Source organism: Brenneria sp. hezel4-2-4 (assembly GCF_013155275.1).
Classification (GTDB): Bacteria; Pseudomonadota; Gammaproteobacteria; order Enterobacterales; family Enterobacteriaceae; genus Brenneria.
Genome location: NZ_JABJXS010000001.1, coordinates 757,430 through 777,074, shown reverse-complemented (window position 1 = coordinate 777,074; position 19,645 = coordinate 757,430). Strand labels below are relative to the sequence as shown.

16 protein-coding genes and 1 tRNA gene are annotated in these 19,645 nt (G+C 49.5%); 3 read left to right on the top strand and 14 right to left on the bottom strand.

What is annotated here, in order from left to right:
- Positions 1-74 precede the first annotated feature (74 nt).
- The gene (locus HOY33_RS03575) at positions 75-995 is read left to right on the top strand and encodes a LysR family transcriptional regulator (protein WP_172288846.1); all 921 of its coding nucleotides are present in this window, start codon (positions 75-77) and stop codon (positions 993-995) included.
- Between the two features lie 389 nt (positions 996-1,384).
- Positions 1,385-2,296 (top strand): LysR family transcriptional regulator, encoded by a 912-nt coding sequence (locus tag HOY33_RS03570; protein WP_172288597.1) that lies wholly within the window; start codon positions 1,385-1,387, stop codon positions 2,294-2,296.
- A 34-nt stretch (positions 2,297-2,330) separates the two neighbouring features.
- Here the strand turns inward: HOY33_RS03570 and HOY33_RS03565 are convergent, their stop codons facing one another.
- The 13 genes from HOY33_RS03565 to HOY33_RS03505 all read right to left on the bottom strand — a co-directional run bounded on the left by HOY33_RS03565 (position 2,331) and on the right by HOY33_RS03505 (position 16,688).
- On the bottom strand, positions 2,331-3,212 hold the full coding sequence (locus HOY33_RS03565) for a polysaccharide deacetylase (RefSeq protein ID WP_136156981.1): 882 nt from the start codon (positions 3,210-3,212) through the stop codon (positions 2,331-2,333).
- A 42-nt stretch (positions 3,213-3,254) separates the two neighbouring features.
- Complete coding sequence (locus HOY33_RS03560; RefSeq protein WP_330527220.1) at positions 3,255-4,022, bottom strand: hypothetical protein; 768 nt, start codon at positions 4,020-4,022, stop codon at positions 3,255-3,257.
- Positions 3,991-4,566, bottom strand: a complete 576-nt coding sequence (locus HOY33_RS03555) for a DJ-1/PfpI family protein (RefSeq protein WP_172288595.1) — start codon at positions 4,564-4,566, stop codon at positions 3,991-3,993. The genes HOY33_RS03560 and HOY33_RS03555 overlap by 32 nt, the downstream gene beginning before the upstream one ends.
- Positions 4,567-4,588: 22 nt before the next feature.
- Positions 4,589-5,308, bottom strand: a complete 720-nt coding sequence (locus HOY33_RS03550) for a cupin domain-containing protein (protein WP_172288593.1) — start codon at positions 5,306-5,308, stop codon at positions 4,589-4,591.
- An 824-nt stretch (positions 5,309-6,132) separates the two neighbouring features.
- Positions 6,133-7,416: an integrase arm-type DNA-binding domain-containing protein gene (locus tag HOY33_RS03545; RefSeq protein WP_172288591.1), complete on the bottom strand. Its 1,284-nt coding sequence runs from the start codon at positions 7,414-7,416 to the stop codon at positions 6,133-6,135.
- Between the two features lie 162 nt (positions 7,417-7,578).
- Positions 7,579-7,654, bottom strand: a tRNA-Asn gene (locus tag HOY33_RS03540).
- A 209-nt stretch (positions 7,655-7,863) separates the two neighbouring features.
- The gene (gene fbpC, locus HOY33_RS03535) at positions 7,864-8,976 is read right to left on the bottom strand and encodes a ferric ABC transporter ATP-binding protein (RefSeq protein ID WP_172288589.1); all 1,113 of its coding nucleotides are present in this window, start codon (positions 8,974-8,976) and stop codon (positions 7,864-7,866) included.
- Positions 8,977-8,990: 14 nt separating this feature from the next.
- Positions 8,991-11,069, bottom strand: a complete 2,079-nt coding sequence (locus HOY33_RS03530; protein ID WP_172288587.1) for an iron ABC transporter permease — start codon at positions 11,067-11,069, stop codon at positions 8,991-8,993.
- Between the two features lie 129 nt (positions 11,070-11,198).
- Positions 11,199-12,230, bottom strand: a complete 1,032-nt coding sequence (locus HOY33_RS03525) for an ABC transporter substrate-binding protein (RefSeq protein ID WP_172288585.1) — start codon at positions 12,228-12,230, stop codon at positions 11,199-11,201.
- Positions 12,231-12,265: 35 nt separating this feature from the next.
- A complete protein-coding gene (uhpC, locus tag HOY33_RS03520) occupies positions 12,266-13,573 on the bottom strand; it encodes an MFS transporter family glucose-6-phosphate receptor UhpC (protein ID WP_172288583.1) in 1,308 nt (435 codons plus the stop codon).
- A gap of 89 nt (positions 13,574-13,662) precedes the next feature.
- Entirely contained in the window at positions 13,663-15,237 is a 1,575-nt protein-coding gene (locus HOY33_RS03515; protein WP_172288581.1) for an MASE1 domain-containing protein, read from the bottom strand.
- 3 nt (positions 15,238-15,240) lie between these two features.
- A complete protein-coding gene (locus HOY33_RS03510; protein WP_172288579.1) occupies positions 15,241-15,870 on the bottom strand; it encodes a response regulator transcription factor in 630 nt (209 codons plus the stop codon).
- 101 nt (positions 15,871-15,971) lie between these two features.
- A complete protein-coding gene (locus HOY33_RS03505; RefSeq protein ID WP_172288577.1) occupies positions 15,972-16,688 on the bottom strand; it encodes an aspartate/glutamate racemase family protein in 717 nt (238 codons plus the stop codon).
- 177 nt (positions 16,689-16,865) lie between these two features.
- Here HOY33_RS03505 and hypT point away from each other — a divergent pair, with 177 nt between their 5' ends.
- Complete coding sequence (gene hypT / locus HOY33_RS03500; RefSeq protein WP_172288575.1) at positions 16,866-17,768, top strand: hypochlorite stress DNA-binding transcriptional regulator HypT; 903 nt, start codon at positions 16,866-16,868, stop codon at positions 17,766-17,768.
- Between the two features lie 34 nt (positions 17,769-17,802).
- On the opposite strand, the gene HOY33_RS03495 is transcribed toward hypT, so the two are convergent.
- Positions 17,803-19,107, bottom strand: coding sequence for a dicarboxylate/amino acid:cation symporter (locus HOY33_RS03495; RefSeq protein ID WP_172288573.1), 1,305 nt, complete (start codon positions 19,105-19,107; stop codon positions 17,803-17,805).
- Positions 19,108-19,645: the final 538 nt, after the last annotated feature.

The window sequence follows — 19,645 nt, the reverse complement described above, 5'->3', positions numbered from 1 at the left end:
TCATATTGGGTCTCATTGTGGAACAATTGATTTATCCTTTAAAGAGACCCAAACGGACAAACACTTACCCCAAAATGAACAAAATAAATTTGAGAAATGACGACCTTGAAGTCTTTTTGCACGTCGTCGACAGAAACAATTTCTCCGCCGCAGCGCGGGATCTTCAAATCCTCCCAAAAATGGTGAGCAAACAGATAGCCAGACTGGAAGCGGCGTTAGGGACAACATTGTTTGAAAGAAATACCCGCAATTTAAGGATTACAGAAGAAGGTCGCGCTATCGCCGAGAAGGCTCGGGTAGCGCTTGCTGTTCTGGGGGAGGTGAAGGAACTTTCTCGAGGAGGCAGTGATGAATTAACAGGAAATATTCGTTTGACTGCGCCAGCTCCGTTTGGCCGAAAATATGTTGCTCCCGCGATTTCGGCATTCTGCGAGGAACACCCTAGAGTGGGCTTCGATTTAAGACTCTCGGACCAAATTCAGGACCTTTACAGTGGTGACTTCGATCTGGCTATTCGCATGGGTGAACTGGCAGACTCTCGTCTTTTGGCCAGAAAGATAGCAAATAATAGGCGTATTTTAATCGCATCTCCAGAATATATAAAAGGGCATCCCCCTATCGAGCAACCGGAAGATCTCTTAAATCACAACTGCTTAGTCTTCGCTTACCCTGGGCTTTTACACAATTTATGGACACTACGTAGAGGCGGTCATGAGAAAAATATCAGCATAAGCGGCAACCTTATCAGTGACAACGGAGACGTGCTACATGCTTGGTGTCTGGATGGGCTTGGCATATCTCTGCGAGAAACCTGGGATATTCATGATGAATTAAGGGCTGGGAGACTTTGCAGAGTTCTGCCTGATTGGGAAGCAAACACGTCTCAGATCAGTGTCGTTCGGGCGCGACGAGACCCTATACCTCGCAGGCTTAGTGCATTTATCGATTTTATAACAGAAAGATGGAAACAGGCGCCATGGGATGTTTATGGATAATCCGGAGAGTGGGCAAGCTTGATAACAAAGCGGCCTTTTCCACGCCCCAGATTTTCAGCGGCATTGTGCGAGACTGCTCAGGTAGCTTCACCAATTTTACAGCAAGTTATGCATGCCAATCTTACTTGTGAATGTATTGTAACATGGCAGATCGAAGTCCCTATTCTACTTCACCCATTAATCACAAAGCAGATATAACTCGTTGCAACGATATATATATCAAAGTGTTATTCTGTTATGTGCAATCTTCTCCCTATTAAAACCTTTAATTGTTAATTATTTCTAATGGTTATAGAACCATTAACATAACTTGTCTATAACGGAATACTACGCAGGCTTTGCTATGTGCCGTCACTGATGAGCTTAAAGCTCTTATAGAGGGCGAAGTTATGAGCTATCTGGTTCAATTAAGAAGTTTTGTCGAAGTATACAGGGCTGGTTCGATTTCAAAAGCGGCAATACGGCTGGGTATAAGCCAACCTGCAATGTCTTCGCACATACATTCACTTGAAGCCTTTACCGGATGTACTCTATTTACTCGTCGTTCACATGGGGTGGTTGCGACAGTGGATGGCGAGGAGTTGGCCAGATTGGTGGCTTTTGATATAGATACTATTGAACTGAAACTGTCGACGCTTAGATCACGGACAAGAAAATCTTCGGGAACCGTATCTTTCATAGGGCCAGCAGAATTAATGTGGGCAAAATTTCCATATTTAGTTACGACATTATTCAATGAAAATATTAAATTTCAGTTACTAACCGGTAATAGGAAGCGCATATACAATAGCCTGTTGGATGGAAGTAGTCAGTTAGGTTTCACAACTTCTGTACCTGATAAACAAAAATTTGGATATGCGGAAATCGGAATGGAAAAGTTGATCGTTGTGGTATCGTCACGGATAGCCAAAAACATTAAAGATAATGATGATGTGGTTGGTTCACTGGCAACGCTTCCTCTAATTGCTTATGACGACCAGTTACCACTGATAAGAGAAGTTTTTCATGATTCCTCGCAATTTCTCGCATTTATTCGTCCATCTATCACTGTCCCGGATTTACGGATATTAGAGAGGATGATCAGAGAAAGTATTGGCTGGACTGTGATGCCAGAATATTTATGTGCCCAAAGCATAGCGGAAGGTCAAATAGTGGAAGTTCGTATTCATGAAAGACTTCCCGTAAATTCAATTTATCTGGTATGGGTTGAGAGTTCATTACGAAACCCACTTGTTTTGGGTATCAGGAACAGAATACTCGATCTGTCTAAGAATGGGGAATTTATAGTTAGAGAGAAATAACATGAAACGGGCAGCCTTATTGGCTGCCCCATCACTATTTTTTTCGTGGAGATCGCTTGGCAAAATCATCTGCGATGTCATTCAATTTAAGGAATTTCACCCCAGGATGACCAAGCATATGAGTTAAAAGGCGCTCGAGCATCATTAATACATGCGGGCGTCCAGATACGTCTGGGTGAATCGTAAAGGTAAATATAGCATACTCATGTTCACGATAGACCCAATCGAATTGATCCCGCCAAAGTTGTTCAATGTCTCTAGGATTCATGAAGCCTTGGCTGTTGGGTTTTGTTTTCATGAACATGAAAGGAGGAATATCATCGATCGTCCAACTGGCTGGTAATTCAATGAGATCCGTCTCTTCTCCACGCACCAGCGGTTTCATCCATTCGGTAGGAGTTTTGGAATAATCTATCTTGGTCCAAGAATCACCTTTCCTTACGTAATAGGGCTGATGATCATGATGCATTAGCGAGTGGTCATATTTGATGCCATTTTCCAACAGGAGATCCGTCGTTATGGGGGAGAATTCCCACCACGGAGCGACATATCCGGTAGGCCTTTGCCCCGTCAATTGTGTGACCATCTCAATTCCTTTCAGAAGGACTTCTCTTTCTTGAGCAGGTGACATCGATATTGGGTTTTCGTGGCTGTAATTATGAACTCCTACTTCATGTCCCGCATTGACTACCGCCTCCATTTGCTTAGGAAAGGTATCAATGGAATGGCCAGGCATAAACCAGGTTGTGGGGATATCGAACTGTTTAAATAGATTTAGAAGACGTGGAGTGCCTACTTCGCCAGCGAACATACCGCGAGATATATCGCTTGGAGAATCCTCACCCCCATAAGAAGAGAGCCAGCCAGCCACAGCATCTACACCCACTCCGAAACCACACAGTATTTCTTTCGCCATGAGTTATTACTCCTCATACAGAAGAATTGAAATAATATCGCGTTAAGATGGCCTCTTGACTAATTCCAAGAGATCCACGGTACTTAATACATTAATACCATTTTTGTGAGCCATTACTTTGTGCTCAGGGATATTGTATCCCCAGTTAGCCCAAAATGATTGAATGCCATGTTCTAACGCATCAATAACATTTTGGATGTTATCATCAATAAATAACATTTCCTCATTTTTCGCGGCGGCTATTAGTTTTAGTGAAGTAAGAGTTTCATTTTTATCGGTCATCCTCCCAAATATTTTCTCTGTAGGTACATTTAAACCATGCTCTCTTAGGATGAATGATATGGAATCTTCATCCTTTCCCGATACGATATAAATATCGTGACTTGTAGAAAATAATTTTGATATATCCAATAGTGGGCGATGTAGTTTAGCCCAGAAAATAGGATAGGTATTTCTTGCCTGTTTTCTATACTGGATGAATTTATCTCTAAATATATCCTTCTCTTTGGGTGAAAATGATTCGTATATGGCAGAGAATTCGTCATTATTCATAACTTCATTTCCTAGTTCAGAAAATGAAGCGATAAAATGTCCGTCATGACGTACAAAATTCCTTAATTTTTTGAATCGACTAGCCATCTGGCGTGGGATTTTTTGAAGGACATCTTGGTTGAAATCTCCTAGAGGTCTATCATGCAATACATTCCACGCAATTAACATGCATTCGTCTACTCCGTCAACTACGACTCCGTCGAAATCCATTGCTATTAACATCGATTTATACCACCAACGGTTCTTTAAGCCTTTCACCACGCTTCCATCTATCTATTGCATCGAATGTTTGGCGCATGAATTTTCCACATTCGGCGTAGTAGGAGCAGGTTATGATATTTCCGTCGACAACTACATCCGCTTCAATTACATTTGCACCGGAATTAACCATGTCGTCTTTCAGGCCAACATATGCACAGGCGAGTTTGTCTTTTAGAATACCGGCGGAAATCATGATCCAGGGACCATGGCAGAGACCAGCCACTACTTTCCCCTGTGTTGCCATCTGTTTTAGAAAATCTTTAACTCTTTTATCTTGGCGAACCCTATCAGGAGCTTCATGACCGCCAGTGAGAATAACAGCATCAAAATCATTGGTCTTAAGTTGATCAAAATTAATATTGTCCTTGGAACGTTTGTCCATAGGAACCGTTATGCCATATTTCCCCGTCACTGCGCTTCCATCCTTTGTAGCAATTGATATATCGTATCCTTCCTCTTTAGAACGATAGTACGTATAAACTACATCGTGATCCTGAAAACCCGGACCGGTGATTATCACAACTCGTGTTGGTTTGGACATGTTATTTTCCTTCTATGTTACGTTACGGAACATTAATTAAAAGTACCTTCTGACCGCAGTACATTTCTGCGATGGCATCTTTGATCCTTAGGATATGAATTTTTCCCATTAGATGACTCTTTACATCTAAGGAAATAAAAATAAAGTTATCCTCATCATTTAACATATTCCTATCAAGAATTTTGACAGAAAATTTTGCTAATTTATGTAGATCATATTCCCTAATAAATGTGCCAGGAGCTATCTGATGGAATGGAAGTAAAAGATCATGTTCCTGGGATCTTCTTTCATATGCCATATTTTGTCGACCGTAATTATCTTTAAGTCTAAGTAAGTCGAATTTGTTTCTTGGGTTTTCGACTTCAATTAACTCAATACCTGATTTTCCGGCGATAGTTTGATGGAATACACCTTTTGCAATATATATGCTGTCACCAGATTTTAATGCTTGATGTGTGCCATCAAGAAACCTGGTTTCTCCATCGCCATGTAGGCATATAAGGACTGTATCTTTTTGTATATGACAGTGCATAGAAGTGGATTGATTTTTTAATATATGAAGGCGCCATACATCAAAAATAGAATCACAATAAACCCTATATTCATGTCCCCATGGTTTTTCTATGAATCCATTGAGATGTAAGTCTTTTTCAAATGACTCACCATTATTTGAAGTCGAAAGAAGGATCTTGTTTATTTCAAGCAAATCATATACATCTGGAGTCCGGTTGTGGATTTCCATACAGGCATTCCCCGCTAATTGAATTGCTGAGTTTTAATTTCACTTCGGTCAATCATTCCGTGAGTTCAGTCTATATCGATTATTTATTACGAGAGAAATAACTTTTATGATGATTACCTATATTATTTTTTTGGATCAGTCTTTTTTTACGTAATTATCATGAAAAATTATGTATCTATACCACTCGGGATCATTGACGATGCTTGATTTTATGCTATCAGGAGGTCATAGCTCGCCAGCTATGAAGATGTTTATCACTGCTTAGCGAGAAGCAGAACTTGGACGTCTGCACGATATAACCCCTGATAGAGGTATCCGTGATCGCACCAAGGATTTCCTTTCGTGTCCGAAGACTGGAGGTCAGCCATGGTCGAGAAGTCTTTGCGGCTTGATGATATAATGACAAATCACCATATAAATGAGTTTGTTACCATTTTTCGCTCCCCAGTATACGCTTTCGGTTTGAATTCACCCTAACAGCTGATGCTTAGTTCTCTGGGACGTAGAAAAAAGTGCAGATCCAATTTCTGTGTCAGAAGGATCAGCACCCGACCTTTGTAGTTATTTATCTGCACCATTAATTCCTGTGGGTATCTCAGGTCAAAACTGGGTGATTTTGGGTTACAACCGAGGTCGCGACGTCATCAAGCTCAAATGAGATATCCATGCGTTAATGCCGGGCAACACCTAACTCCTTAATAAGGAAGTATAAAAAAGAAGGTATTGCTAAACTTGGACCATTAACTGAGGAATCGAAAAAACAGATATAAAACTGGTTAAAAATAGAAAAAGCAGATCCTGGACCGTCCGGATCTGCTTTCGTTTTATCCGTTAATTACCTCATCGTGGGCTCTGGCATCCTGTTTGCCCCAGATATAGGGGGGGACATAGACTTCTCGGCACGCATCCAGATAATCCGACCACCACTGCATCATTGCTTTACGGGCTTCAAGATGGGCGGCTTTGTGGATATAGGCCGCCCGCACGCTATTGCGCTCCTGATGGCTCATCTGGCGCTCAACGGCATCCTGCGACCACAACTCCGATTCCATCAAAGCGCTACAAGCCATCGCCCGGAATCCGTGGCCGCAGACATCCGTTTTGGTGTCATAACCCATCAGACGCAGCGCCTTGTTGACTGTGTTTTCACACATTGGTTTATACGGATTATGATCGCCGGGAAACACCAGTTCCAAATGGCCGGAAATCGCTTGAATTTGCTTCAGAATGTCGATGGTTTGTCGGGATAGCGGGACAATATGCGGCGTGCGCATTTTCGCTCCGCGTCCAGAATAGCGGACGCCGGCAATTGCGTCGCGGGTGGCGGGAATGGTCCAGATTCTATTTTTGAAATCTATCTCGCGCCAGCGAGCGAAGCGCAGTTCGCTGGAACGGATAAACAGGTGCAGGGTGAGTAGTACCCCCAGCCGGGTCAGTTCCCGGCCTTGCTGATAGTTTTCAATGCGTTCCAGCAGCTCAGGCAGACGCTCCAGCGGCAGGGCCGGATAATGGCGTCTAACCGGCGGAGCCGTTACGCCGACCAGATTCAGCGCCGGGTTGTTTTCCACCCATCCTTGCTGAACCGCATAACGCATAATGTTGCACAGATGCTGCCGCGCGCGGGATGCGACCTCCAGCAAACCTTTTTCCTCAATACCTTTCAGAAGGGCAGTGAAGTGTCGGGTTTTCAGTTCCGTTATCGGCTGATTACCGATCACCGGAAAAACATGATTGTTCAGGCTAGCAAGCAGGTGAGCGGCATGGTTCTCCGACCAGGTTCTGTTGCTTTTATGCCAGCTCAGCGCAACGGTCTTGAAACTCTTTGCTGGTGAACGCGCTGCCTTTTCAGCGGCTCGTTGCTGCGCCGGGTTGATATTCTGCACCAGTAGTTTGCGGAGTACATCACGTTTCTGTCGTGCTTCCGACAAACTGATTAACGGATAGGCACCCAGCGCCATGCGGGTTTCTTTGCCACCGAAATAGTACCTGAAGTACCAGAGACGTGAACCAGTAGGTTTAACGTGGAGATATAGACCGTGTGAATCGGATAGTTTTATGGGGGTAACGGGAAGTTTTAAGTTGCGGATTTTCGTGTCGTTTAGGGACATATGCGGGTCACTCCGTTATCGAACTGGAAAGACCCCAAATCTGACCACCATTTTTCCCCGATGCGGAGGGAAAACTAGAAACGCATCGGGAAGGTTTTTCACGCTAACCTGTTGAATCAATGTACAAATAGGGATTCGCAAGGATGCATGAAAACAAGTAAATGGCTCCTCTGACTGGACTCGAACCAGTGACATACGGATTAACAGTCCGCCGTTCTACCGACTGAACTACAGAGGAATTGTGTGAACGGGGCGCATCATAACGGGGTGTACCGCGCATGTCAAAGGCGGAAACCACAAATTTGATTTGTTTGGCGAGAGAATGCGCAACCGGCGGTGATTTTGGTTTATAGCGGTGTTTTATCGCGTATTTTGCCAGTATGAGGGCGCTATTTTGGCGTGGCGGATTAAGCGGAAATCAAGGGCGGCGGATGCCGCCCTTGATTATTAATTGTCGGCCAGAACGAACATTCCGTAGGGGTGGATTTGTAAGTAATAACAATCGCCGGGATTGGGCTGGAGCTGCGTGGCGTTAACCTGTAACAGCAACGATTGCCCGTGCCATTCTACCTGCACCTCGTATTGCGGCCCCATGTAGGCCACCTTGGTGATGGTGCAGCGCTGGCTTTCCGCGCCTTGCTGGCCGAGCGTGATGGCCTCAGGGCGAACACCGACGGTACACGCGTTTAGTCCCGCGGCAAAACCCTGCGGTCGCGGCAGTTTATAGCCATAAATATCCACGCTGTCATCCGCGATCGTCGCCGGGAAGACGTTGGCATCCCCCATAAAGCTGGCCATAAAGTGGGATGCAGGCTGACGATACAGTTCCTGCGGCGCGCCTAACTGCATGATTTTGCCTTTGTTCATCACCAGAACCATATCGGAAACCGCAAAAGCCTCGCTCTGGTCGTGCGTTACGTACAGCGAGGTGATGTTGAACTGCTGCTGAAGTTCGCGGATCTTCTCACGCATGCTACGGCGCAGGTTGGCATCCAGGTTACTCAGCGGTTCGTCAAACAACAGCACCTTAGGCTTGAGGATGAGCGCCCGGGCCAGCGCCACGCGCTGCTGCTGTCCGCCTGAGATTTGATCGACAAAACGATCTTCAAACCCGTCCAGATCGACCAGCGCCAGCGCTTCTTTTACCCGCTGTTTAATCTCCGTTTTCGGACGCCCCAGCATTTTCAGCCCATAACCAATGTTTTCGCCCAGCGACATGTGCGGGAACAGGGCATAGGACTGAAATACCATACAGATGTCACGCTGCTGGATGGAGCGATCGGTCACGTCTTCGCCATCGATAAAAATCTGGCCTTCCGTCGGTTTTTCCAGCCCAGCAACCAACCGGAGCACGGTGGTTTTACCGCAGCCGGACGGGCCGAGCAGCGTGACCATTTTCCCTTGCGGGATAGCCAGATTCAGCGAGTCGATGACGGTGTTGTGACCGAAGCGTTTAGTGACCTGTTTCAGTTCAACAAAATTTTTATGACCAGCGTCCTGCGTACCGCCGCAAGCGGCGTTAGAAAACGTTTCCGACGGTTTTTTATTTTTGGTATTCAAGGTAATCACTCCGCTTAGTCACTGTTCTGGGCTTTGGAACGGGAAACCCGCGCTTCGCCGACCAGATAGTCAAACAGGAAAATAATGGCCAGCATGACCACAATCAGGATGGAGCCGTAGGCAATCGCCATGCCGTATTCGCCGTCTTCCACCCGGTTAAGAATGTAAGAGGTGGCGACACGGGTATCCGGCGTAACCAGAAAGATAATGGCGCTGACGGTGGTAATGGCGCGCACGAAGCTGTAAATCAGCGCCGACAGGATCGCCGGGCGCAGCAGCGGCAGCAGGATGTAAAATACGGTACGCATCGAACCGGCCCGCAGGCTGAGCGACGCCTCATCCAGCGATTTGTCCAACTGGCCCAGCCCGGCGATACCGGCGCGGATGCCGACCGGCACGTTACGCATCACCATTGAAATAATCACGATGGCGGCGGTGCCCGTCAGGTATACCGGCGCGCTGTTAAACGCCAGAATATAAGACACCCCGGCAACGGTTCCCGGCACCGCGAAACACAGCATGGTGGTGAATTCAATGGTTTTCTTGCCATGAAACTGCTGACGCACCACGATATAGGCAATCAATAGCCCCAGCATGGCGGTGATCGGCGCGGCGATACCGGCAAACAGCAGGGTATCCAGCATCGACGGCCAGGCGCCCTCGCTGAAACCTTGTCCGAACAGCTGGATAAAGTTGTTCAACGTCAGGGTGTAGTCGACGCCCCAGTTGACGGTGAAGCTACCGTAGAAAATGCTGCCGTACAGCAAGGCGTTAAAGGCAATCCAGACATAGAGCAGAATGCTGACGATCCACACCAGCGAGACCGGCAACGGCTGCACGTCGCCCCGGTAGGATTTGCCGGAAATGGTGACGTAGGAACGCTTGCCGATCCACAGATACTGGATGCAGAACACCGCCAGAGAGAACAGCAGCAGGACCACGCCGAGCGTACTGGCCGCCTGATAATCCAACTGTGCGCCGACGATATAGAAGTAGATCTGGGTGGCGAGGACGTCGAAGTTACCGCCGAGCACCAGCGGGTTGCTGAAGTCGGCCAGCGACTGCACGATAACAATCAGGAACGAGTTCGCCAGCGCCGGTTTCAGCAGCGGCAGGAATACCCGCTGAAAGGTTTGCCAGCGGTTGGCCCGTAGCGTGTAAGAGGCTTCTTCCAGCGACGGGTGGATGGTTTTAATCGCCCCTTCAAGGATCATAAACGACATCGGGGTAAAGGCCAGCACCTGCGCCAGCCAGATGCCGGTAAAGCCGTAGAGCCAGTTGGTATTGGTCAGGCCAAACCAGCTGACCATCAGTTCGGTGACATAACCGGAGCGCCCCATCATCAGGGTGACGCCCAGCCCGACGACGAACGGCGGGGTCACAATCGGCAAAATAGAGAAGATCCGGCCGATGATGGCGGAGCGCCGGGCGATGCGCGAGGTGTAAATCGCCAGCACCATACCGAAAAAGGTACAGCCGATACCGACCGCCACCGACAGCATGAACGAATTCCAGATCACCTGCAAAATATGGGCTTGTCCCAGCACCTGCATAAACAACAGTGGCGCAAATTCGCCGCTGTCGGTAGTGAACATGGGAATAAAAATGGCAATGCTGGGATAAAGAATAAATACCCCGATCAGCGCGATGATGCCGACCAGCGAGCCGATAACGAACTGGTCGCCGCCCAGCCAGTCAAGCCGCGACAGCGACAGGGTGACGATGGCGCCGAGCGCGATGAACAGCAGAATGGTGGCGTAACCCATGCCGCGCCCTTCAAGGGTGGCGCTGATCACCACAAACACGGCGCAGAACAGTGAATAGGCCGCGTCAAAACGATGCCGGCCGCGTTGTTCCCGGCTGGCTGTGGCCACCGGGCGCAACAGCAGCCCCAGCGGCAGCAAAAACCATAGCAGGCTGATATTCAGGCTTGACCAACTGTAGGCATCCAACAGTTCATCACGCGATACATCAAACAGGCCATAGTCCAGGCTCCAGGCGGGCAGCAGCGTAAATGCGACGGCGATCAGCGCCAGCCACAGGAATACGGCATCCCGTTTCGGCGTTGGAGAGAGAGCTAATGTGTGCGACATGATGGATTCCCTGGTGTTGTCATCATTTATTACGTAGGTTTTGCATGCGTTATTGTTATTTTTTTCATGACGCCGGACGGCGGATAAGCTTGTGCCCGGGTGCCTTCTGGCTTATCCGCCATGTCACCGCTATTTGCCCATTTTGACTTCATTGACCCATTTGGAAATCAGCTCTTTACGCACGTCTGATGCGCCGTATTTGTCCATGTCGTAGTTGATCAGTTTCAGATCTTGCAGCTTCAGCGACAAGGGGGAGGCTTCGGCCGTGGTATTGGTCAGGATTTGATACGACTGGCCTTTCTTCCACGATAGCTCCTGCGCTTCTTTCGATAATGCCCAGTCAACGAACAGCTTGGCGTTATCCAGATTGCGGGCGCCTTTCAGGATGCTGACCCCGCCGATTTCATAACCAGTGCCTTCGCAGGGGGAAACCAGCGTCAGCGGGGCGCCTTTCTCTTTTTCCAGCGAGTAGTCATGCAGGAAGCCGATACCGATGGCGGTTTCGCCGCGCGCGGCGTTACGCGCCGGAGCGATGCCGGATTTGGTGTATTGGGAAACATTGAGGTTGAGTTTTTTCAGGTAATCGAAAGCCTGATCCTCGCCCCACAGCTGGGAGAAGGTCGCCAGCGCGGTATAGGCGGTGCCGGAGCTTTGCGGATCGGCAATCTGGATTTCGCCTTTGTAGATGGGATCGGTCAAGTCCTTCCAGCACTGCGGAACCGGCAGATTTTTCTCTTTCAGACGATTGGTGTTGACGCCAAAGCCCAGGATCCCCACGTACACGGCGGACGAGTAGTTGCCTTTACGTTTGGCGGGATCGCGGAATTGCGGCATGATCTGCTCAAGGTTGGGGGATTGGTAGGGTTCGAGCAGATCCATTTCGCCGGCCTGAGACTGCGGATCCAGCGTCCCGCCGTACCAGACGTCAGCCTGCGGGTTTCTCTTCTCGGCTTCGACTTTCGCCAGCGTACTGCCGGAACCATTGCGGATAAACGAGGTTCTGACATCGTATTTTTCGCCAAACGCCTTGGCTTCTTCCTCACAAAAGGCATTGGTGGCGCTACAGTAAATCACCAGCCGTCCGGCGGCCTGCGTAGTGGCGGAGACGGCCGCCAGCGTCAGCCCGGCGGCAATCATGGTGGCAAGGGTGGTCAGTTTCATTATATTTTCCTTATCGGATTGTAGGGGTACTCGCATTACAGCGATCTCAGTGTCTCCCGCTGGCTGACGCCGGCCATCAGCAGCGGCATCAGGAGCAGGCCGATACAGGCCGACGCCAGCGCCAGCAGGGTAAAAAATCCGGACCAGCCGGCGTATTGCAGCACCTGCGCCAACGGCCAGCCGGCCAATGCCGCGCCCAGATAGGCGAACAAGGCCAGAAATCCGGTGACGGTGCCGGCCGCATCCTTATGGCTGTACTCGGTGGCCGCCAGGCCGATCAGCATTTGCGGCCCGAAAACAAAAAAACCGATGCTGAAAAAACAGACCGCCAGCAGCGAAGCATGGTGAACCGGCGTCAGCCATAGGGCGGTCATGGTCAGAAACAGCCCCAGCGCAAACAGCAGGATCATCGGGGCGCGCTGACCGCGAAACAGCAGATCCGATCCCCAGCCGGCAAACAGCGCGCCTATCAGCCCGCCCAGTTCAAACAGCGACAGCGTGGCGTTCGCGCTGAGCAGGTTGAAACCGTGACTTTCCGCCAGCCAGATATTTCCCCAGTCATTCAGTGCGATGCGAATCAGATACACCAGAATGTAGGAAATCCCCAGCAGCCAGATGGTGTGATTACACAGGATCGTATCCCGCAGGATCTGGCGCATCGGCATCGGCGGGCTTTGTTGTTCCTGCCGGATCTCCAGCGCATCACGCCGCCATTGTCCGACGCTGGGCAGCCCCTGTTGCTGCGGTTTGTCGCACAACTGCCAGCACAGCCACAGCCCGATCAGGATGCCGACGATCCCCGGCACCAGCAGCGCCGCCTGCCAGCCCCATTGCGCAGCCAGATAACCGGCCAGTAAAGGCACCGCCGCGCCGCCGATATTGATCGAGGTGTTCCAGCATCCCCACCAGAAACCGCGCTCGTTGCGCGAATACCAACTGGTCAGCAGTCTGGCGCAGGGCGGCCAGCCCCATCCCTGAAAAAATCCGTTTAACGCCCAGACGATAAGCAACCCGCTGAGCGATTCGCAGAACATGAATAAAATGTTCAATATTCCGGTGATCAACAGCCCGACGCCCATAAACCAACGCACCTGGCTGCGATCGCACACCATGCCGGAAATAAACTTCGAGGCGCCGTAGCACAGATAAAACAGCGTACCCAGTAGACCGATATCGTCTTTGCTTAGCCCCAATTCCAACTGCATCACCGGCATGGCGAAATTAACGCTGCGCCGCGTCAGGTAGAACGTGGCGTACCCGATGATCATCGAAATCAGCAGTCGCGGCCGCCAGTAACGATAGCGCTGGCTGATTTGGGTCGGTGAAAGCGTCGTTGCCTGCATGGGTATCTCCGTCGCATTGAGGGAAGAGTAGGGGGAAAAAAGCCGGAAGAGATGAGATAAGGTTTTAGGATGCTAGGAAAAATTCCTAGCTATTCGGTTTTTTGTGTGAATTTTGTGGGCAGGTTAACAGTTATGTGCGTGCCCTTGCCCGGCGACGGTTCGCCGCCGGACGGAGGCCGCGCCTTGGCTTGAACCTGCCAGTTGCCGCCTAATGCGCGCACGCGCTCTTCAATTCCCCGCAGCCCGAAACCGCCGCTGTTGTCCGGCGCCATACCGATGCCGTCATCGGTGACTTCCAGGGTAATCAGGTCGTTATGCTGATAGAGCCGCACCTCAATATGGTTGGCGATCGCATGTTTGTTGATGTTATTGAGCAGTTCCTGAAGCAATCGATAGAGCGTAAAGATCACCACATCGTCATAGGGCTGTTGCGGCAGTTGATAGTCCAGATTGAAGCGAATTCCCCTGGCGTTGAAGGCGAACTCGTCCGCCAGATGGTGCAGCGCTTTATCCAGCACCATTTCGTCCAGCGCCGGAGGACGTAAGCGGCGCAATAGCTGCCGGGTCGTGTGATGAATACGCTGCGACAGATCGCTGATTTGTCCGGCGGCCTGCCGGGCGGTTCCTTCCGGCGCGCTGTGCTTAACCAGCATGGCCTGGATCTGAATCGCGGTAATATTTTGTCCGATATCGTCATGCAGTTCGCGGGCGATATCCTTGCACACTTCCTCTTCGGTATGGATGATTTGTTCCATCAGCCGGCGGCGGGTTTTCAGTTCCTGCTCCAACTGCTGACGATAGCGTTGCAAGCGCTGCGCCAACTGTTGCTGGCGGCTGATGGCGATCCCCAGCCCGATACCCAATAGCGCCTGTGTGGATAAGAATAGCTCCAGTTCGCGTAAGTCATTAAACGCGCCGCTGACCTGCCGGGTGACGGTAATCATCAGGCTTCCCAGCACAGCGGATAAGACCCCGCCCTGCCAGCCAAACTTATAGGCCATGACGACGTTTGGCAGGAAAACGAAAATGATCAGCAGGCGCTCCATTTCCGGGGTAAAGGTGATTTGCAGGCAGACGCCAATCGAGAAAAACAGCGAACACCAGACCAACAACGATGTGCGCAGCGGCGGATCGGGGATCGCCTGCGCCAGCAGGGTTTGCAGATGCTGCTGTTTGATATATTCATGGATCAGGTAGGTAAAGGGAATAAGCAGCACGCCGCCGGTAAAGGTTGCCAGTAAAGTCTGGGTGAGCTGCGTCTGGAGCCAGGGGCCGATAAACATTCCGTGCAGGATGCTGTTCAGGGTTAACGCGGCCAGCAATAGCAGAAGCCGCTGCCAGTAAAGGGTATAGCGATGCCAGATTTTTTGCGTGATGGCCGCCGGTAACAGACTCAGCCAGGGGGAAAGCGCGATCAGCATCTGGGTCTGAAGCTGTTCGCCGAACAACCAGAATTGAATCGCCATTTCCGACAGCACCAGCGCCGGCCAGTATTTACGCGGCAGCAGGATCATCAACGCCAGCCGTAATCCCTGCGGCAGCAGCAGTATCGCCTGTTGGCCGTTATGACTCAGATAGAAGCCGATGGTCCATAGCGCCAGCCAACTTAAGCCATAGGAAAAAATAAGGAACAGCGTCATGCCGACGAAACGCAGATTGAACATCGATCAGGTTCCTGCCAGCAATTGATGCTGTAAGGCAAAGTGCACCAGTTCAACCGTGGTGTCGCATTGCAATTTGCCGAGGATATTGGCGCGGTGAACATGCACGGTTTTGTGGCTCAGCGCGAGCTGCTCCGCAATGCTTTTCACGCTCAAGCCGTTAATCAGCAGGGTAAATATTTCCCGTTCACGCGGCGTCAACGCGAGCAGTTCCTTTGGCGGTTGCTGCTGGTGGCGTATCGCGTGCAGCGCATCGGCGCACAGGTATAGCCCGCCGCCGCTGACGACGCGAACGGCCTGAACCAGCTCTTCAGGGCCGCAACGTTTGGTCAGATAGCCGCCGGCCCCCGCGTCCAGCGCGCTTTGCACAAAGGCGCTGGTGTCATAGATGCTCAGGATAATGGCGCGAAAGCCGGGGCGCTGCTGGCGCAGGCGGCTTAATAAGCTCAGGCCGCTTTCATCCGGCATGGCGATATCAATCACCGCCACGTCGATAGGTTGTTTGAGCAGGTGCGGCCATGCCTGCGCGGCAGTGGCATACTGCCCAATGACCTGAATGTCCTTTTCCAACGCCAGAAGCTGGGCAAAGCCAGACCGTACAACGATGTGATCGTCTATCAGAGCCACATTAATCATGGTTTGCCACGTTAGTCTGCCGTCATCAAAATGTAATCATGCGCAGTAATGCGGCAGCTAGCAAGCCTGGAAAATAAAAATGGAAGCGAGTTAACAGTATCTCAGGCGGCAACTTCATGGTTGTGGGAAGGCGAAAAATACCACTCGACGGTTTTTTTAATTAATTCTTCCGTCGCATCGATATAGTCGTCAGGGGTTTTTTGTATCTCTCTCGCTAAGATAAGCGGGAGTTCGGTACAGCCCAGAATAATTTTCTCGATTCCTGCTTGCAGCATCCGATCTTTTATCGGCGATAACATGGCGTGTGCTTGATTAAATTTCCCCGCTTTATACGCATAAATGCTTTCCATCACCAAATCCTGTTCCGTACGGGTAGGAATATGACAATAAATACCGTTCTTACCCAGATTATCCTGATAAATCTGCGCCTGGATGGTGGCGGTGGTGGCCAATAGCCCGACCTTGACTATCTTTTTATCCTGAATAACCTGGCAGGTCGTATCAATAATACTGATCATTTCGACACGGGTGTGCCGTTTTAATTCATTAAACCAGTAATGTGCGGTATTACAGGGAATGATAATGCACTCGGCGCCGGCATTTTCCAATATTTTCATATATTGGATCATTTTTTCCAACGGCGACGCGCTGTGATCAAGAATACATTTTGTTCTGTCCGGGATATCCGGTATCGATACCGCAATCATTGGAATATGGTCCTGATCCCGGTAAGCCGGCGTATTCTTTATCAGCTTCTGCATCGCATCAACGGTTGCGCCCGGTCCCATGCCACCGAGTATGCCCACTAAGCGGTTCATGATGTTCACCTTATATAGCCGTCATTGTAGATTTTTGAAATTAAAAGGATAATCGCATATCGTCGAGAAATGTGAATTGCTAAATTCCCATCTGCTATGTATGATTTGCATAGCGAATGGTCTTCTCATGCTTTTCTTGGGTTCAACAACGCGGTAAAATATAATCGGTGAAATATCATGTTGAATAATATCGAGACAAAATGGCTGTATGATTTTATTGCGCTGGAAGAATATCGTAGTTTTACGCTGGCGGCGGAAAAAAGAAATATTTCTCAGTCATCATTCAGTCGGCGCATTCGCGCGCTGGAAACCGCAATTGGTTTTGATATCTTCGACCGTAGTTCCTCACCATTACAATTAACCGAGCCGGGCCGGGTTTTTCATGCGCATATTCGCAATACGCTGGATGATTTGGAATATCAGCTTAATAAACTGCACGGCGGCAGCAATTATAAAAATAAAATCATTATTGCCGCGGCGCATTCGTTATCGATTTTCATAATGCCTGAGTTGCTAAAGAACGTACCGGAATCTCAGGAGAAAATATTTTATGTCGAGTCAATCGACGTTGATGAGGCGGTATTAAATCTAAAAGAAGGGCGCAGCGATTTTATCTTCTCTTTTTACAATGAAGAATTGATGTCTGAACCCTTTATGCATGAAAAGATACTGGAATCCCGGCTTTATCCGGTTTGCGCCGCTGACGGCGCCGGTAAACCCTTGTTTGATATTAACGCCCCCGGCGTACCGCTGCTTAATTATACCGACACCAGCTATATGGGGCGTCAGGTAAGCCGCTATTTATCCACCGTCGGCAGCGACAGATTTACGGTGCATTTCGTCTCTTCAATGAGCGATCTGCTAAAGCGGATGACGCAACAAGGTTATGGCATTGCCTGGCTGCCGGATTACTCCATCAAAGAAGAGCTTAAAAACAAACGGCTGGTTATCCTCGATATGGAAAACGCCGTGATGCAAATGGGCGTTTACCTTTATCGGCTGGATGCGCGGTTGAATATGGCGTCGGAAAAATTCTGGCGCTATATGAAGGAATCGCATCGGCGGCAGATAAAAAAATAGCGGCCGGACGGCCGCTATGAGATGACCATCAAGATTAACTGTTCTGACTGGCCTGAACTTCCTGATAGGAAACGACCGCGTCTTCTTCCTCTTCCTCGTCGTCATGGACGTCTTTTTCAAGACTGGCCACCACCGCGGTAGAGATACTGTTGCCGATGACGTTGGTGGCGGTACGGCCCATATCCAGGAACTGGTCGATACCGATAATCAGCAGAATCCCCGCTTCCGGCAGGCTGAACATCGGCAGCGTCGCCGCGACCACCACGACGGAAGCGCGCGCGACGCCGGCCATCCCTTTACTGGTGATCATCAGCGTCAACAGAATCAGGATTTGCTGCGTCACGCTTAAATCAATGTTGTATGCCTGAGCGATAAACAGGATCGCAAAGGATTGATACATCATTGAGCCGTCCAGGTTGAAGGAGTAACCCAGCGGCAGCACAAAGCTGGTGATTTTCTTCGGTACGCCAAATTTAGTCAGCGCTTCCATGGTTTTCGGATAGGCGGATTCGCTGCTGGCGGTCGCAAAGGCCAGCATGGTGGGCTCGCGGATCAGTTTTGCCAGCGTAACGATGGCTTTGCCCAGAAACGCATAGCCAACCAGGAACAGTGCGCCCCACAGCAAGGCCAGACCGAGATAGAACTCGCCGATCAGTTTACCGAAGTCGTAAAGCAGACCCAGCCCCTGTGTGGTAATGGCGGAGGCAATCGCGGCGAATACCGCAATCGGCGCCAGGCTCATCACGTAGTCCGTCACGCGGAACATGATCTTGGCCAGTTCCTCAATCATGGAGGCAATGACCGTCGCGCCTTTGTTCTTATTTTTCACATAGGCGAGCGCGGAGCCAAAGAACAGGGAAAAAACCAGAATTTGCAGAATTTCATTGTTCGCCATCGCTTCCACGATACTTCTCGGGAAAATGTGGCTGATAAAGTTCTTAAGCGTAAAGCCATCGGTGTTCAGGCCGGTTGCCACGTGCGCGGCATTGACCGGAACTTCCAGATTCATGCCGGCGCCGGGCTGGAAAAAGTTAGCCAGCACCATGCCGATCAGCAGGGAAAGGAAAGAAGCGGTGATGAACCAGGTCATGGCTTTGATGCCGATACGACCGACGGCGGAAGAGTTGCCCATACTGGCCAAACCGGAAACCAGCGTGGCGAATACCAGCGGTGCGATGATCATCTTGATCAAACGCAGGAAAATATCGGTAACCATGTTGAAATAAGAGGCGATTTCTTTTGCTCGTCCGCCATCAAGATATTGATGACATAGCCATCCCACTAATATCCCTAATAAGATAGCGACGGCTATCTGTATAACTAACTTCTGCCTTTGCATATTGACCTCATGTTGGTGAATAGATTCAGACAACACAGTATTATTGCAGCGTGGTGGATCGCGCGTATTCCTTGAACGCACTGAACCAGCACCCTGACTGTTATTGGGGGTGTTGTGTCTGCACGCAGATATTACCTTGATTCTGATTTTTTACCGTTTTTTTTCTGGGTGATAAGATGCGAATTATAATTGTTCGATGCAAAAAAAGCATACTTACGGGTCGGTTATGACGATAATAGATAGCTTAGCGTTACGCGTGAAGAGACGGTTTTTTATTAAAATTAATAAAAACAATGGGTTATTTTTACACGCCTGCGGTGTGCCGTGCGTTGGCTTTCTGCATCATCAGATTAACTTATAATCTTGTCAGTATTAGCAATAAATAGAATTTTGTTCAGAATTTATTCTTTCAGCGGGGTTGTTGCCGACGATTTAATTACGCTGATGCTTAACCGGAAGGCCTGTATCCGTCCAACAGTTTATTTGATTGATAAATAATCGCTTAATTTGCTTATTATTCCGCCAATAAGAATAATGG

Bases quoted from the DNA above. Each gene is read 5' to 3' on its own strand.
- HOY33_RS03575 (WP_172288846.1), top strand. From the start codon at position 75: ATGAACAAAATAAATTTGAGAAATGACGACCTTGAAGTCTTTTTGCAC.
- HOY33_RS03505 (WP_172288577.1), bottom strand. From the start codon at position 16,688: ATGAACCGCTTAGTGGGCATACTCGGTGGCATGGGACCGGGCGCAACC.
- HOY33_RS03510 (WP_172288579.1), bottom strand. From the start codon at position 15,870: ATGATTAATGTGGCTCTGATAGACGATCACATCGTTGTACGGTCTGGC.
- HOY33_RS03525 (WP_172288585.1), bottom strand. From the start codon at position 12,230: ATGAAACTGACCACCCTTGCCACCATGATTGCCGCCGGGCTGACGCTG.
- HOY33_RS03570 (WP_172288597.1), top strand. From the start codon at position 1,385: ATGAGCTATCTGGTTCAATTAAGAAGTTTTGTCGAAGTATACAGGGCT.
- HOY33_RS03545 (WP_172288591.1), bottom strand. From the start codon at position 7,416: ATGTCCCTAAACGACACGAAAATCCGCAACTTAAAACTTCCCGTTACC.
- HOY33_RS03530 (WP_172288587.1), bottom strand. From the start codon at position 11,069: ATGTCGCACACATTAGCTCTCTCTCCAACGCCGAAACGGGATGCCGTA.
- uhpC (WP_172288583.1), bottom strand. From the start codon at position 13,573: ATGCAGGCAACGACGCTTTCACCGACCCAAATCAGCCAGCGCTATCGT.
- HOY33_RS03555 (WP_172288595.1), bottom strand. From the start codon at position 4,566: ATGTCCAAACCAACACGAGTTGTGATAATCACCGGTCCGGGTTTTCAG.
- HOY33_RS03565 (WP_136156981.1), bottom strand. From the start codon at position 3,212: ATGGCGAAAGAAATACTGTGTGGTTTCGGAGTGGGTGTAGATGCTGTG.
- HOY33_RS03515 (WP_172288581.1), bottom strand. From the start codon at position 15,237: ATGTTCAATCTGCGTTTCGTCGGCATGACGCTGTTCCTTATTTTTTCC.
- HOY33_RS03495 (WP_172288573.1), bottom strand. From the start codon at position 19,107: ATGCAAAGGCAGAAGTTAGTTATACAGATAGCCGTCGCTATCTTATTA.
- HOY33_RS03550 (WP_172288593.1), bottom strand. From the start codon at position 5,308: ATGGAAATCCACAACCGGACTCCAGATGTATATGATTTGCTTGAAATA.
- hypT (WP_172288575.1), top strand. From the start codon at position 16,866: ATGTTGAATAATATCGAGACAAAATGGCTGTATGATTTTATTGCGCTG.